This is a genomic window from Intestinibacter sp. (genome assembly GCF_034113885.1).
In the GTDB taxonomy this organism is placed as follows: domain Bacteria; phylum Bacillota; class Clostridia; order Peptostreptococcales; family Peptostreptococcaceae; genus Intestinibacter.
Window position 1 is genome coordinate 1 of sequence record NZ_JAXEWM010000190.1, and the last position, 15,184, is coordinate 15,184.

General features: G+C 29.9%; 19 protein-coding genes and 1 riboswitch. Of the genes, 4 read left to right on the plus strand and 15 right to left on the minus strand.

The genetic code is table 11. From position 1 onward, the window contains the following. Positions 1 to 77: 77 nt before the first annotated feature. The 14 genes from SPD90_RS11805 to SPD90_RS11870 form a co-directional block, all read right to left on the minus strand. Positions 78 to 791, minus strand: coding sequence for a hypothetical protein (locus SPD90_RS11805; protein WP_320925363.1), 714 nt, complete (start codon positions 789 to 791; stop codon positions 78 to 80). A gap of 341 nt (positions 792 to 1,132) precedes the next feature. Then, on the minus strand, positions 1,133 to 1,747 hold the full coding sequence (thiT, locus tag SPD90_RS11810) for an energy-coupled thiamine transporter ThiT (protein WP_320925364.1): 615 nt from the start codon (positions 1,745 to 1,747) through the stop codon (positions 1,133 to 1,135). A 15-nt stretch (positions 1,748 to 1,762) separates the two neighbouring features. Continuing rightward, positions 1,763 to 2,425, minus strand: a complete 663-nt coding sequence (gene tenA / locus SPD90_RS11815; RefSeq protein ID WP_320624127.1) for a thiaminase II — start codon at positions 2,423 to 2,425, stop codon at positions 1,763 to 1,765. Positions 2,426 to 2,495: 70 nt separating this feature from the next. Continuing rightward, on the minus strand, positions 2,496 to 3,278 hold the full coding sequence (gene thiM, locus SPD90_RS11820; protein ID WP_320624126.1) for a hydroxyethylthiazole kinase: 783 nt from the start codon (positions 3,276 to 3,278) through the stop codon (positions 2,496 to 2,498). 44 nt (positions 3,279 to 3,322) lie between these two features. After that, complete coding sequence (gene thiD / locus SPD90_RS11825) at positions 3,323 to 4,132, minus strand: bifunctional hydroxymethylpyrimidine kinase/phosphomethylpyrimidine kinase (RefSeq protein ID WP_320624125.1); 810 nt, start codon at positions 4,130 to 4,132, stop codon at positions 3,323 to 3,325. 63 nt (positions 4,133 to 4,195) lie between these two features. After that, a riboswitch (TPP riboswitch) is annotated at positions 4,196 to 4,289 on the minus strand. A gap of 34 nt (positions 4,290 to 4,323) precedes the next feature. After that, positions 4,324 to 4,671: a GIY-YIG nuclease family protein gene (locus tag SPD90_RS11830; RefSeq protein WP_320624124.1), complete on the minus strand. Its 348-nt coding sequence runs from the start codon at positions 4,669 to 4,671 to the stop codon at positions 4,324 to 4,326. Positions 4,672 to 4,822: 151 nt separating this feature from the next. Next, positions 4,823 to 5,014: a ferredoxin gene (locus SPD90_RS11835; RefSeq protein ID WP_320925365.1), complete on the minus strand. Its 192-nt coding sequence runs from the start codon at positions 5,012 to 5,014 to the stop codon at positions 4,823 to 4,825. Between the two features lie 168 nt (positions 5,015 to 5,182). Continuing rightward, positions 5,183 to 5,743 (minus strand): serine O-acetyltransferase EpsC, encoded by a 561-nt coding sequence (epsC, locus tag SPD90_RS11840; protein ID WP_320625533.1) that lies wholly within the window; start codon positions 5,741 to 5,743, stop codon positions 5,183 to 5,185. A gap of 29 nt (positions 5,744 to 5,772) precedes the next feature. After that, the gene (cysK, locus tag SPD90_RS11845) at positions 5,773 to 6,669 is read right to left on the minus strand and encodes a cysteine synthase A (RefSeq protein WP_320625532.1); all 897 of its coding nucleotides are present in this window, start codon (positions 6,667 to 6,669) and stop codon (positions 5,773 to 5,775) included. 144 nt (positions 6,670 to 6,813) lie between these two features. After that, positions 6,814 to 7,317: a flavodoxin domain-containing protein gene (locus SPD90_RS11850; RefSeq protein WP_320625531.1), complete on the minus strand. Its 504-nt coding sequence runs from the start codon at positions 7,315 to 7,317 to the stop codon at positions 6,814 to 6,816. A gap of 84 nt (positions 7,318 to 7,401) precedes the next feature. Next, positions 7,402 to 8,016, minus strand: coding sequence for an NUDIX hydrolase (locus SPD90_RS11855; protein WP_320625530.1), 615 nt, complete (start codon positions 8,014 to 8,016; stop codon positions 7,402 to 7,404). A 16-nt stretch (positions 8,017 to 8,032) separates the two neighbouring features. Beyond that, entirely contained in the window at positions 8,033 to 9,025 is a 993-nt protein-coding gene (locus SPD90_RS11860; protein ID WP_320925366.1) for a GIY-YIG nuclease family protein, read from the minus strand. Position 9,026: 1 nt separating this feature from the next. Further along, positions 9,027 to 9,947, minus strand: a complete 921-nt coding sequence (locus SPD90_RS11865; protein WP_320925367.1) for a DMT family transporter — start codon at positions 9,945 to 9,947, stop codon at positions 9,027 to 9,029. A gap of 24 nt (positions 9,948 to 9,971) precedes the next feature. After that, positions 9,972 to 11,972, minus strand: a complete 2,001-nt coding sequence (locus SPD90_RS11870; protein ID WP_320625527.1) for a translation factor GTPase family protein — start codon at positions 11,970 to 11,972, stop codon at positions 9,972 to 9,974. Positions 11,973 to 12,044: 72 nt separating this feature from the next. On the opposite strand from SPD90_RS11870, the gene SPD90_RS11875 reads away from it, so the two are divergent. Further along, complete coding sequence (locus SPD90_RS11875; protein ID WP_320925368.1) at positions 12,045 to 13,244, plus strand: sodium/glutamate symporter; 1,200 nt, start codon at positions 12,045 to 12,047, stop codon at positions 13,242 to 13,244. An 80-nt stretch (positions 13,245 to 13,324) separates the two neighbouring features. After that, positions 13,325 to 13,630: a DUF1540 domain-containing protein gene (locus SPD90_RS11880; RefSeq protein ID WP_320626574.1), complete on the plus strand. Its 306-nt coding sequence runs from the start codon at positions 13,325 to 13,327 to the stop codon at positions 13,628 to 13,630. Between the two features lie 59 nt (positions 13,631 to 13,689). Here the strand turns inward: SPD90_RS11880 and SPD90_RS11885 are convergent, their stop codons facing one another. Further along, positions 13,690 to 14,466 (minus strand): lysophospholipid acyltransferase family protein, encoded by a 777-nt coding sequence (locus SPD90_RS11885; protein ID WP_320925369.1) that lies wholly within the window; start codon positions 14,464 to 14,466, stop codon positions 13,690 to 13,692. 143 nt (positions 14,467 to 14,609) lie between these two features. Here SPD90_RS11885 and SPD90_RS11890 point away from each other — a divergent pair, with 143 nt between their 5' ends. Both SPD90_RS11890 and SPD90_RS11895 read left to right on the plus strand, forming a co-directional pair. Further along, on the plus strand, positions 14,610 to 14,855 hold the full coding sequence (locus SPD90_RS11890; RefSeq protein ID WP_320925370.1) for a hypothetical protein: 246 nt from the start codon (positions 14,610 to 14,612) through the stop codon (positions 14,853 to 14,855). A 104-nt stretch (positions 14,856 to 14,959) separates the two neighbouring features. Then, positions 14,960 to 15,160 carry a hypothetical protein gene (locus SPD90_RS11895; RefSeq protein ID WP_320626577.1) on the plus strand — a complete coding sequence of 67 codons (201 nt, stop codon included), beginning with the start codon at positions 14,960 to 14,962 and terminating at the stop codon, positions 15,158 to 15,160. Positions 15,161 to 15,184 lie beyond the last annotated feature (24 nt).

Genomic DNA, 15,184 nt, shown 5'->3' on the forward strand with positions numbered 1-15,184 from the left:
ATACCTTTGTATAATAAAGGTAGCTTATAGAAAATAAATTATTTACTCAAAAAATGACCTTATTTCAGGTCATTTTTTTATACAAGCTTTTCAAAAATTCGTTGTTCTTCAACTTCTAATTTTTTTATTCTATTATTTATCTCTTTATTATAAGAATCTATCCATTCATCACTAGAAAGATTATTCTCTAGATAATAAGGATATCTTCTCTTCATACAGATCACTTCATTTTCAAGTAAAAAAATATTATTTTTTAAATCAGATATATCGTAATTTTTGATTTTTTTGACATTCAAGTTTTTCAATAAAGTCAAAGTGGAAACATCGTAATTTAAATAAGCTTTTTTTGCCTTATCCCATAACGCCTCGCTTTTTAAATTGTAAATAGCAGGATGCATAATAGAAACCACATCGAAAAATAGAGAATCAACTAAATCCTTTTTATCTTCATTTTTTTCTCTCATTTCTAGTATTTCCTTTGAAGCTTCACATTTTCTCTCTAATTCACAAATTTGCTTAGTTAATAGTTCAGTTTTTTCCTCTATCTGTTTTTCTATATTTCTTATTTCCTTTTCTCTTTTCAATCCAAAATAATTTTCATGTATATCCTGTTTTATTTTTAATATTTTGATGTTTTTATTGTGGTTTAATTCTTTTACCATCAAGTGCCCGAAGTGAAATAAATATCTTGACTCTATATAAGGACCTTCCCTCATTATCAATCTATTTTTTTCAAATAGTAATTTAATGTATTTATTCAAAAGGATATCATATTCATTATTCTTTTTCATACAAAACCCTCCCCCTTAAAAGTTTTTATTTTTTATTTTATGAAAATAAAACTTCTAATGATAGCTAAATACTATTACTTATTAATATAGTAGATACTACATTTTGTACGAAAATTCCTCTTTTAGTTTTAATATTTTACAATTTTTACATCATATATTTATATTATTATTTGTCATAAAATATTTTTATGAGCAGATTTTAAAAAAATCCTGTAAATCTTTGTCGTTGATTTACAGGATTTTTTATTAAATCACTTCAAGCCATTTTTTAACTTCTGCGTATATATCTTGCTCTTTTAAAATTGCAGATATAATTGCATATCCATCTGGATTAAATTCAATTATGCGCTAATTTGATTGTTTTTATTAGCAACTGATTTAATTTTATCTATAGGAAGTATTGTAGCTACTATTAAACTAAGTAATCCTTCTACTCCTGCACAAGAGAAATTGTAGATTATTGAGTATAGCCATGGTCCCATGCCAAAGCCTTCAGCATATGAAGCGAAGAATATTACTCCTGATACGACATGCACACAGCATCTCAAAAATACTGCAATTAAACAACCAAAGAATACTTTTTTTCTAGAATCAGTTCCAAACATACCGCTAAGTCCTAAGATCATAGGCGGTATTATAAAGTCTAAAAATAATTGTATTGGATGTATTATATATCCTCCAAATAAAGCTAAAATACCTGTTATTAGACCTGTTGTCATACCTTCAATTGGACCGTATATAAGACCTATTAAAAGTACTGGCAATGATGATAGTAAATTTATGCTTCCACCTTGTGGGTATTGTATAAATACTATTTTGCTAAGTATAAATGATATTCCTGAAAACATCGCAATAACTACCATTTTTTTGACAGTCAATTTAAAACTTCTAAGCTTTATTATATATAAAATTAGCGGTATAAAACAAATCACCGCACAAATATAATTAATATTCATAACCTATCTCCTCTCTTATTCACCTCTATAAGCCATATTCCAAAATTCTAGCTCATATACACTAGCTCTTACGAATATATCTTTTAATTCTTCTTTTCTTTCATCGCTTAAACCATCGCAAAGTTCATTTGTAAAATCTAGCCATTCGTTTCTAAATGCTACATATTCATCGCTTGCGTAAGTTTCTATCCAACTTTCATAGAAGTTTCCTTCTAGATTATCTTTGTATTTTTCTTTTAATTTAAGTCCTATATAGTTGTAGCTCCATGTACAAGGTAAAACTCCTGCAACTATATCTTCTATAGTTCCTGTAACTGATAGAGCCTTCATATAGCTTGTATAGCTTTCATTAGTCAAATTAAGCTCGTATTTATATTCTATATCTTCTATATTTTCTCCAAAGCCTTTTAAATACATTATGTGATTTGCAGTTTCAGTTTCTATACTTCCAGCAACACCGTTGTGGAATTTTTTAAGCTCTTTTAAATTTCTACTTTTTACACACGCCATTGCGTATACTTTTGCATATTCTATTAAATATAGATAATCTTGGATTAAGTACTTTCTAAATTTTTCTTTATCTAAAGTGCCTTCTCCAATTTCCTTTAAAAAAGGGTGTTCTAAATATTTATCCCATATTTCTTTGCTACTCTCGTATAAATAATCTGTAAATAACATCGAATTCTCCTTGTAATTTAAATATTTTTTTACACGCAACCTGTAACCAAGCTGCGTGTTTAATTAAAATCTATAATTCTACTCTTGCGTATTTTTCAAAAGTTTCAACATCTAGAGAATCTATTTGATCGAATAAATAAGTTTTAAAAGTTCCGACAGCAGGGTTTGTAGCATCTGCTAATTCTCCACTTAAGCTCATAGATAATGTTCCCATAAATGCTGCTTCTATTGGTTTATCTGTACAAGGTAGGAAGCTTCCTATTAAACTAGAAGACATACAACCTGTTCCAGTTATCTTTTTAAGCTTTGCACTTCCGTTAAATATTTTATATACTTTTTCCCCGTCACTTACTAAGTCAGTTATACCTGAAGCTACTACTACACAGTTTAATTTTTTAGCAACAGCCTTTACTATATCTGACGCATCAGAACCGTCGTCAAAAGAGTCAACTCCTTTTCCTGCTACATCTAATCCACCTATGAATTTGATTTCAGATATATTTCCTCTAACTACAGTAAACCTAACTTCATTTAATAATTTATTAGTAAGCTCAGTTCTAGCTTTGCTCGCAAATACACCTACTGGATCTAGTACTACTGGCTTGTTGAATTTATTTGCAGCCTTTCCTGCTTTTACAAATAAGTCTAAATATGGTGAGTTCATAGTTCCTATATTTATAACTACTGCACTTGCTACTGAAACCATATCTTCTACTTCTTCATATGAGAAACTCATAAGAGGGCTAGCACCTATTGCTAAAGTCATATTTGCACAATCTGTTATTGTTACGTTGTTAGTATAGTGAAGCACTAATGGATTTAATTCTTTTACTTTGTTTATTAATTCATACATTTTTATCTCTCCTAATTCCCTTTTATTTTTATTGTATTTTATATTTAGTCTCTATCTTCATCTTCAAATTTATAGAAATGGTTTACAGGTCCCACACCGTGACCTATATCGAAGCTGCGTTTAATAGCTTCTGTTATATATTCCTTGCTAAGTTTAACTGCTTCTACTACATCGTAACCTAGTGCTAGATGAGCAGTTATAGCAGAAGATATTGTACAACCTGTTCCATGTGTGTTTTTCTTGTTTATTCTTGGACAAGAAAATACTTCAAATACATCTTCTCCCATAAGCACGTCTACTGCATCTCCATCTAGATGTCCACCCTTCATAAGAACATATTTAGGTCCTAATTCAAGTATTTTTTTACCTGCTTTTTTCATATCTTCAACACCGTCTATCTTCATTCCAGTTATTTCTTCTGCCTCTGGAACATTTGGTGTTATTAAATAAGCCATTGGAATTAAATATTTAATTAAATTTTCTTTAGCTTCTGGTCTAAGTAGTGAATAACCACTTTTAGATATCATAACTGGATCTACTACTAAAATTTCTGGTTTGTATTTTTTTAAGTTTTCTACTATTTCTAAGATAATTTCAGGGCTTGAAACCATACCTATTTTAACTCCCTTAGGTGGGATATCTTCAAATACGGCCTTCATTTGTCCTTTAATTATTCCCTTGCTAAGCTCTTCTACGTCGAATACCCCTTCTGTATTTTGAGCAGTTATAGCAGTTATAACACTCATTCCATAAGTTCCTATAGCACTAAATGTCTTTAAATCTGCTTGAACTCCTGCTCCTCCTGAAGAGTCAGAGCCTGCTATTGTCAATGTTGGAATCTTGTAATTTCTCATCGCTACCTCCTAAATAAATTAAAAAAGCTGTACCCATATAGGTACAGCATACTTTTCTACAAAATATCATATTGTATGCTTTCCTACGCTGGTATTATCCAGATCAGGTTTGAGGGTCAGTAAAACTTCTCAGCCAATGGCTCCCCTAGCAATATTATTTTAGTCATATATTAAGATTAGTCTTTATTCAATTATTTGTCAATACAATATAAATTTTTTAATCCATGGTTTTCATTTTCCTTCTGAAAACCTTGAACTTCAAAGCCTTCTTCTTTTAATTTTCTTAAAAAATCCTCTGGATTTTCGATTATATCGAGCTTTTGTCTCCTTGTTTTAGATTTTATTTTGTATTCTAATTTCATAGCATCTCTTTTAGTTTTGCATAAAAAGTAAATTTCTAATTTTAAAAATCTTTTAGCTCTTGTATATTTAGAATTAATTCCATTTTTATGCTCTTTAATTCTCCTATTTATATCAGTCGTATAGCCTGTGTATAGAGAATTATCCTTGCATCTAATTATATACGTATAACAACACATATTCCCTCCGCATTTCTCATACTCGATATTTATAAGTTTCATTTGTAATTTATTCTATATCATTACGTAAAAATTTACAATTTATATATTTCAAATAAAAATAACTAGACGTATTAATATACTCAAATGTCTAGCTATTTTTATTTAAAACTTATTTTTCGACCTCAATGGCATCTACTGGACAACTCTCAGCAGCCTCCATTGCCTCATCGTAGCAGTCCTCGGGAACCTCTGATTCTATAGCATGTGCATATCCTTCGTCAGTAAGCTCAAACACCTCAGGACATATAGCTGGACACAGTCCACACCCTATACAAGTATCTCTATCAACTCTTGCTTTCATATAGTAAACCTCCATAAATTATTATATTTACACATATTATTTGTAAAATAAAAATAATTAATTCATAAAGATGTTTTTCCCCTAAAAAAATTAGACTACTTTATTTAAAGTAATCTAATTTTTATTCTAGAGATTTATTTTATTTTTTAATTTAGGAATCTTATATAATTATATAACATAATCTACCACATAATCTTCAACTACACTAAGTTTACGATTTGGTTTTATTTTAGCTGGTATTCCAACTGCTGTGCTATTACTTGGCACATCTTCTAGTACGACACTATTAGCACCTATTTTTACATTATCGCCTATTTCTACTGGACCTAAAATTTTAGCACCAGAGCCTATAAATACATCGTTTCCAATTGTAGGATGTCTTTTAAAAGTTGTTTCATTTCCTGTTGCCCCAATTGTAGCACCTTGGTAAATTGTAACTCTATCTCCTATTATAGCTGTTTCACCTATAACTACACCACTACCATGGTCTATTAATATTCCCTCTCCTATTTGAGCTCCTGGATGTATCTCAATTTGAGTAAAGAATCTACCTAATTGCGATACAAGTCTTGCTAAGAAAAATCTCTTTTTAGTGTATAAAAAGTGGGATATTCTATAAAAAATCATCGCATGAATCGATGGATAAAGTAAAAATAATTCTACCTTGCTTCTTGCTGCTGGATCTGAATCCATTATATATTGTAAATCTTTTTTTATATAATTAAACATATTGTGTACGACCTTTCTTTTATAAATTTTTAAAATATTCCCATAGACATATACTTGTCTACACCGTCGGGAGCTACTGTTACTATTACTTCATTTGGATTTTCATCTGATAATTTCATCGCCCCAAATATATTTGCTCCAGATGAAATTCCAATTAATATTCCTAGCTTATTTGCCATTAATCTAACTGTTTCATAAGAATCCTCATCTGATACAGTTATAACTCTATCTACTATATCTTCATCGTATATCTTTGGTATAAAGTTTGCCCCTATTCCTTGGATTTTATGAGGACCTGCTTGGCTTTCTGTTATCAAAGGTGATGATTTAGGTTCTATACCTATAGCCTTTACATCTTTATTTTTTTCCTTTAAGAATTTTCCTGCTCCTACTATAGTTCCTCCAGAACCAATTCCTGCTACTATCATAGATACATTTGGTACTTCTTTAAGTATTTCTGGTCCTGTAGTTTCGTAGTGTGCTCTTGGATTATCTTCATTATCGAACTGTCCTAGACAGACATAATTTGTATTTGATTCTAGTAATTCATTTGCTTTTTCTATTGATCCTGCCATTCCCTTAGAACCTTCTGTAAGTATTAGCTCAGCACCGAAGGCTTTTACTAGCTGTCTTCTCTCGATACTCATTGTCTCTGGCATTATTATGATTACTCTGTACCCTTTTAGCTTTCCTGCCATCGCAAGACCGATACCTGTATTTCCACTTGTAGCCTCTACTAAAACACTGTCTTTGTTTAAAATACCTTTTTCTTCTGCTCCTTCTATCATGTATAGTGCTGCTCTATCTTTTATGCTTCCACCTGGATTTGCTTTTTCTAATTTAACAAATACATTTGGATAGCCAATTTTTCCTAAGTTTAAAATGGGTGTATTCCCTACTAAATCTAAAGCGTTGTAATATATCATTCTGTTCCCTCCCATTAATTTCCATTTATCAATTTGATAATTTAATTATATTATTATCATTTTGATATGTCAACAAAAATTTATCATTTTGATAAAAAAATTATCAAAATGATAGAATTAGCTATTTTCAAGAGGTTTGGAATTTTATTTTTTTAATTTTTTGAAATTTGTAAAATTTAAAATATCATCTATATTATCCTTCTTTGAGTTTACTATTTTTTTTGTATAATCGAATACAGAAGAATTCATTCTTCCACCTCCATAAGTAACTTTCATCTTATCCATGAAACTTAATTTTTTATAGTCAAAATCTCCCAATAGCTCAAAAAATTTTATCCTTTTATATCTATATGTCGGAATAAAATTTAATTTAATAATTTCCTCCATATCGTACAGTCCAATTCCTACATAAAACACAATTACATTTTTATCCTTTATTTTTTCATAATTCTCCTTTATAAAATCTATTCCCTTTATACGACCATTTTCTATGCATCCTCCAAATATTATATTTTCGTATTTTTTTAAATCTGAATTTCTTATATCAGATAATTCATATAAATCTGCATTCGTTTTTATAGCAAGCCAACCGGCGTATTTTTTTGTAGTATTATATTTCGTTTTATAAATGATCACTGTTTTATTCATAATAAAACCTCCAATTATTTACTATTAATTAATAATTAGAGGTTTACTTTTACTTTCCTTTATTATTTTGTAGTTATACTTATCCTATACAAACATTTTGTCTCCCAATAGCACAAAGTTTTGTAGCATTAAAAATGCCTTTATATCTATTTTTTCATCTGACTCTAAAATAGCTTGTGCCTCTTCTTGTGATACTAAAATAGTCTTTATATCTTCATTTGCTTCTAAGTATTCTTCACTTATTTCTCCATCACATGTACAGAAAATCAGTGCAACTGATTCATCAGTCATACCAGGTGAAAGATAAGTCTTACTCTTGCTGTATTTTTCGTTTATATCTAGTAGATTTAATCCAGTTTCTTCCTTTAATTCTCTTCTGACAGTTTTCAATATATCTTCACCTTTATCTATAAGTCCTGCTGGAATTTCGTATATATAATTGTTTACAGGAACTCTGAATTGCTTTATAACTACTAGTTTTTTATACTCTACATGATATGCAACTATTGCTACTGCATCTGCATTGTCTTCTTTTCCATTTAGATAGATATCTTGTATATCCTCTTTGCTCTTTCTAGTCACAACTGACCAGTGTTTATCTTGATTTAATTTATTTACGTATTCTAAATCGTATAAACTTATAAATTTTCCCTCTACTATACTGTTTACTTTTTTTATTCTCTTTGACAAAACACTCACCCTTTCTATTTGAAAATTAGACGATTATATATCCTCTATCCTCAGTATTTTTTATATATTCATTTACAATATTAATATAATCTATTTCTTCTTTTTTTATTATTCTATCTGATTTACCTTCTTTTAAAATCAGCTCTTTTATCTCTCGTTTTATTTTATCTACAGTTTCTCTACTTAAATTTTTTGTATCTAATATTTTTTCGTATTTTACTTCAAACATGCTTATATAATATATTTTATATTTAAATTCATCCATTTTCATCCAAAATACTATATTTCTCTTTAAATTTAGGAGATTTTTTTGTTTTCTTACTATGGAAGAAAATAAATCTATTTCTTCTTTTATAACAGCTGCCTTCTCAAAATTTAGATTTTCTATTTGAGAGTTCATTTCTTTTTTTAGCTGTCTTACTACAAAATGAGATTTACCATTTAAATCCGACTCTATATTTTTTATCGTGCTGTATTTTAAAGTTTCATTTACATTTCCCCTACAGGGAGCTATACATTTGCCTAAATCATATCTTATACATTTATTAGGTCTAGAACATATAGGAAGCTTATAGACCTTTACTAAAATATCTTTTATAGCTGTCATCTTACGCCCAAAGGAATAAGGTCCGAAATAAATACCGTGGTCATCTATATCGTCTTTTACTTCTATTAAATTATGGCTTTTCTGATTCAGGCTCAAGTACTTGTACTTGTCGTAGTTTTTCAAAAGAGTATTGTACATCGGCTTTATTTCGTGTATATACCTGCATTCTAGTAAAAGAGCGTCAAATTCTGTATCTGTCCTTATTATATCTACATGCGATACATTTTTAATCATCCTCTTTATCTTTCTAGAGTGACCTCCTCCTTTGAAAAAATAGCTCTTTACACGATTTTTCAAATTTTTAGATTTTCCGACGTATATTACAAAATCTCCCTCGTCCTTCATAAAATAAATTCCAGGGCTATTTGGCAGCTCATTTAATTCATCTAATTTATAAACCGACTTTTTCATTTTATAAGCTAGACTCTCCACTTTCTATATTTTTAGGCTTTGGATTTCTTTCAGCTACAAATGCAGCGATTAAAATTACGGCTCCTCCTATCAGCTGCCATACTGAAAAAGGCTCTTTTAATAAGAATATACTAAATAATATAGATGAAACTGGATCTAGATATCCCAATATAGCTATACTTTGAGCTTTTAAATCATTCATAGCTGAAAAGTACAAGCAGTATGCAATTCCAGTATGAGCTATACCTAAAATCAAGATAAGTATTATAGATTTTGCTCCGTCAAATGTTATTTGATTTCTAAGAATTACCCATGGAAGTAGAACCATACTCGCCATGAAAAGCTGTATAAATGTCTTTTTATAATCGTCGACATTTTTTATAAACTTATTCAATATAACTACAGATGCATAAAGACATGCTGCTAAAAATGCATTCATTACTCCCTTAACTAAATCTATATTCGCTGAAGATGCTCCCTGAGTTTTTACAATTAAAACCAATCCTATCATGGCGCATATTACAGCTACGACCTTTTTCAAAGTTAGCTTTTCCTTTAAAAAAATAGGAGAAACAAATATAACTATAACAGGTGCAAGATAATATACAATTGTCGAATTTGCAACTGTCATATAATTATAGGAATTAAATAAAAACACCCAATTTAAGCCTATTGCCATACCTGATATTACAAGTACGATAATGCTTTTCTTATCCTGTTTTTCATTATTTTCCTCATCGTCAATTTCTAATTTTTTCTTTCCCTGCATTCTAGCTAGTAAAACTACACATAAAAAAGCACTCCCTATAATACCTCTGAAAAATGCTATTTCAACAGAATCTAAAGAAATATTTTTTACAAATACTCCTATACTCCCCCAAAGTAGCATTGCAATCAATACTTTTATCGTCGCTTTATTCATAAAAATCCTCCCCTTCGTATAAAATTACAACCATTTATCAACTAATTCCTTTATATCACAGTGTACATAATCTCTTACATCAGAGCCCTTTACTGAATAAGAGGTTCCCTTTGCGAAAAATATAGAGTTTGAAGTATACTCTTCATCTGAGTCCTTGTCATATCCGTATTTTTCTATAACTTCTTCTGTATTGTGGCACTCATCGTATCCAGCAAAGTTAAATGAAATCCTACCTGTTCCCCTTGTAAAAGAAATTAACTCTAATTGATAATCCATAAATGTAGCAACCGGTCCTCTTCCAGTTATCGTTGATTTTCCGTTTATGCTCTGTGGCACATCGAATGTACCGTTTAGCTTTTGGATGTCGGACATTACCCTTCCTAAGTAATTGTCCTCTACCTCTATTTCGAAATTATAATAAGGCTCTAGAAGTATATTTTCACTCTGTTCTATCCCCTGTCTTATAGCCCTATATGTACACTGTCTGAAATCTCCACCACAAGTATGTTTTAAATGTTCCCTTCCAGTTAGTAAAGTTATCTTCAGATCAGTCAGTTCAAATCCACATAATATTCCGTGGTGTTTTCTCTCAAACACATGAGTTTTTACTAAGTTTTGATGACCTATGCTCAAGTCGTCTATATGAGCCTTGCTTTCAAACACGATTCCTTCGCCTCTAGTATTTGGTTCTATCTTTATATGAACCTCTGCATAATGCTTTAAAGGCTCGTAGTGACCGCTTCCTATGCAAGGTGTCTTTATAGTTTCCTTGTACAGAATTTCACATTTTCCAAAGTCGACCTCTACATCAAATCTATCGCGTATTACTTCCTTTAAAATCTCAAGCTGTACTGTTCCCATTATACTTATGCTTATTTCCTTTAGTTTTTCACTATAGGATACATTTAAGCTCGGCTCTTCCTCTTCCAAAACTCTAAAAATTTCTAAAATATCTTTTATATTTATACTGTCATCGAATATAACCTTAGTTCTCAAAGTAGGAATTATACTGTCCTTTCTCCTTTTCTTTAAAACGTCCAAATTCTGATTTGATTTTAAAGATATAAACTGACCTATATCTGTCTTTGTAAGCCCTACTACACCGCCTATTTGTCCTGCATTTATACTTTGTGTGACAGCTTTTTTTTCTCCATTTTTAAAGAATATTGAATTTACTTTTTCTTCTATAAATTCGCCGTTTTGGAAGTAGACAACTTCGTCCTTTACATTTAGGCTTCCAGATAAAACCTTTATATAAGTTACCTTCTTGCCGTCTTCGTATTTTATATTTGATACTTGTCCTAAAAATTCACCATCTCTGTCGTAATCTGTGGCTGTAAGCGCGTCAAATATTTCTATAAAATTTTCTATACCGATATCGTTTAAAGCCGAGCCTTTAAGTATTGGATATATTTCACAGTTTTTTATCATCTTTATTAAATTATGAGTCCACAAGTCCCTTTGATATCCAGTATCAAAATATACATCCATTAAGTTTTCATCTCTCTCAGCTATAAATTCAATTAAATTTTCACTGAAATCGCCGTCTTTAAATTCATCGGTAATATCTATAATATTTTGATCTAACTCGTTTTTTATATCATCTACAACTTCATCTACAAAGCAGTTTTGACTGTCTATTTTATTTATAAAAATAAAAGTAGGTATTTTCTTCTTTTTAAGCAGCTTAAAAACTGTAGAAGTATGCGACTGAACCTTTTGAGTCCCACTAACTACAAGTATTGCGTAGTCTAAAATATCAAGGCTTCTCTCCATCTGACCACTAAAATCTATATGACCTGGTGTATCAACTAGAAAATATTCGTTTTCTCTATAATAAAATCTAGCTATCTTAGAAAATACAGTTATACCTCTTTTCTTCTCTATTTGATAATTATCTAAAAATGTATTTTTGTGATCTACTCTTCCTCTACTCCTTATAGATTTTGTATGATATAAAATCTGCTCTGATAAAGATGTCTTCCCAGCATCGACATGTGCCAATATCCCAATTGTTTTATTCATTTTATACCTCTTTCTTTAATATAACTATTAATAATACTTAAAAATATATTATCACACAAAGGAGGTAATTTGATGATTAATTTAAATTTAAATGTGATATCTACTTTAATTCTATCGATAATCTTGTATTTAGTTGGGGGTTTTATAAAAGATAAATCTAATATACTCTGTAGGTTTTGTATACCTACCCCTGTCGTAGGAAGTCTTTTATTTTCTGTTTTTGTTTTCTTTTTGAAAAAATTCGGCTTGCTAAATATAACTATGGATACATCTTTGATGCCTTATTTTTTATCTGTATTTTTTATAAGTATAGGTGTTTGTATAAATACCTCATCTATAAAAAGTGGCAGTTCTCTTTTATTTATATACTGGATTTTATGTGCTGTACTGGGGTTTTGCCAGAATATAATCGCCCTAGTATTATCTAGAGCTCTAAATATAAATCCGTTACTTGGGTTTATGTGCGGAAGTGTCTCTATGGAGGGTGGACATGGATATGCTCTGGCATTTGGAAAAACTATAGAGAGTATCGGAGTAGATGGCGCATCTACAATAGGAATTGCAGCTGCTACTTTGGGACTTATAACCGGCAGCCTTTTAGGTGCTCCAATAGGCAGATATTTAATACATAAATACAGCTTAAAACCCTGTTCTAAAAATAACCTTCATATAAAAAAAACATCCCTCTATTGTAAAAAAAGCAGTTTTACAGCCATTGATTTTTTCGAAAATATATTGATTTTGCTGTTAATTATGAATATATCCTTCTTTTTATCAAATATTATATATTTAAAGACAAATGCTTTGATTCCAAATATTGTGATTGGGATGCTATTGTCTGTAATCACGGTAAATTTAAATCACAAGACGAAATTTTTCGATTTTAACCTCGGATTTTTCGACTTTCTCCAAAATATCTCTCTCGGTATTTTTTTGACTATGGCGCTTATGAGTATAGATATATGTACTCTATCTAGTCTCTTAGGACCTGTAGTATTAATAGTATTTTGTCAGGTTATTTTTGTTTTATTTTACAGTTTATCCATATGCTTTAAATTCCTAGATAAAAGCTACGATTCAGCAATTATGATAAGCGGCCTTATAGGTCATACTCTAGGTGCTACACCAAACGCTTTAGCCAATATGTCAACACTTACAGATAAATACGGTAAAAGCGAAGATGCGTTTTTGATAGTGCCGATAGTCGCTGCATTTTTACTAGATGCATTTTCAGTTCCTTGTATCTTATTTTTTATAAATTTTCTAAAATAAATACATAAATAGGTATTAAAAAACATAAATTTTACCATAATAAAGGTATGAAAATATTTAATTTAAAGGTGTGAGTTACTATGAAAAGCAATTTAAACTGTATAGTATCTAATTGTACTTACAACAATCAAGGCTATTGCTATGCCTCTTACATAAAGATAAACGGCTTGGATGCCACTAGCTTTAACGAAACAAACTGTGACACATTCAGAGAAGGATATTCAAAATCCATATCATCTATAAGCGATATAAATCTCACAAATAGCCAAAACATAAGCTGCTCCGCTAAAAACTGCACATATAACTTATACGGCGGCTGTAATGCTACACATGTTTTTATCACCCAGAAAACTGGTAAATGCGATACGTTTAGACTAAAACATTAAACAAAAAGGCAAGTAAAATTTGTGATTTGTAATTTTACTTGCCTGTACTTTAAGTATATTTAAATAATTTCTTCTATAATTGTTTTATTTTCTATATTTTGTTGAAATTGTTTCATCTTGTCTATCATATTTTCTCTTATAGACTTAGCCAACTCAACTGTTTTTAATCTAGGATTTTCTATATGATCGTATATAGGATCTAAAAATTCTATTTCTACATCCTTTGAATGTATTTTTCCTACAGGTTCATATCCGTCATAAGTACCTAGTGAGTTTTTAATTACCATAGGGACTATAGGACATTTTGCCTTATACGCTATTTTTAATGCTCCCGCTCTAAAATCAGAAACCAAAGATTTAGGGTCTTTGACCCAAGTCAGATCTCCTTCTGGGAATATCGCCATGCTTTGACCTTCCTTTATATTTTCTGCGCACTTATTTATGCTTTTTACCCCTTCTCTGTTGTTTTCTCTATTAATATATACAGATTTTGTGATGTCTATCCAGTGTCTTACAATTGGGATATTTCTCCATGTAGGTACATCCGCAATCACTACTCCAATAGGCTTAGGTATACTAGATATCAAAATAAAGCTGTCGAGCATACTAGAGTGATTTATAACAAATAACACTGGTTCCTTTGGAACTCTTTCCTTTCCTAGAATATTTAATTTAATATTCACCAAGTCTAAAGATTTACTAGCTTGTTTCTTTAGAAACTTAAATTTCTCTTCATTAGAGTAATTATCTGGATTTTTTTGGATTTTTCTAATCAACGGTAAAGAAGAAATAAAACCTATAATTTGAAATATTGCGAACTTCAAATAATTAAACACTTTTTACAACTCCTTAATATATATTTTTTCCAATAAATTATTTTATCATAAAACCATCGCTCTAGTAAATATTTTTGCTAATTATAAAAACTTTATTCTAAAATTTTTTTTCATATATAAAATTTATAAAGGGGGTTTTATATATGAGAAAACTTATAATAGATATAAATACATTTAACGGCGAATACATAAATCTTAATCTACCCGTCGAATTTGTAAAGAGAATAATCGACAATAATTGCTTTGATTTTTTCTACTATAGAGAAGACGCTGTCGACTCTGATAAACTTCTAAAAATAATTAGAGACGCTTTTAAATATAATCTAACTGGTTATATTGGAGAAATTAGGACTTCTAACAACAATATTATTAATCTAACTATTAAATAAGCTTTTATATCAAAACTCATAAAAATATTATTTATTAGATTTAAAACGGTTTATTTGGGTATATATTTAATATAAACACAAATAACAAATTGGGAGGCCTATTTATGAGTAGCTTGGATAGATTATTAGAATTAATAGATAGAAAGTTTTTAAAAGACAACGAGTTTTTAGAATTAGAAGATAACGAACATGTAATATCTTGCGAGTTCTACAGACCACACAATGCCCATTATAAAGAATTTTTAGTAGTTATAGATAACAACGGCAAAACAGAAGAGCACATAGTATGCTATAAAAATATGTAAATTAGAAAAAGTCTTCACTGGTTT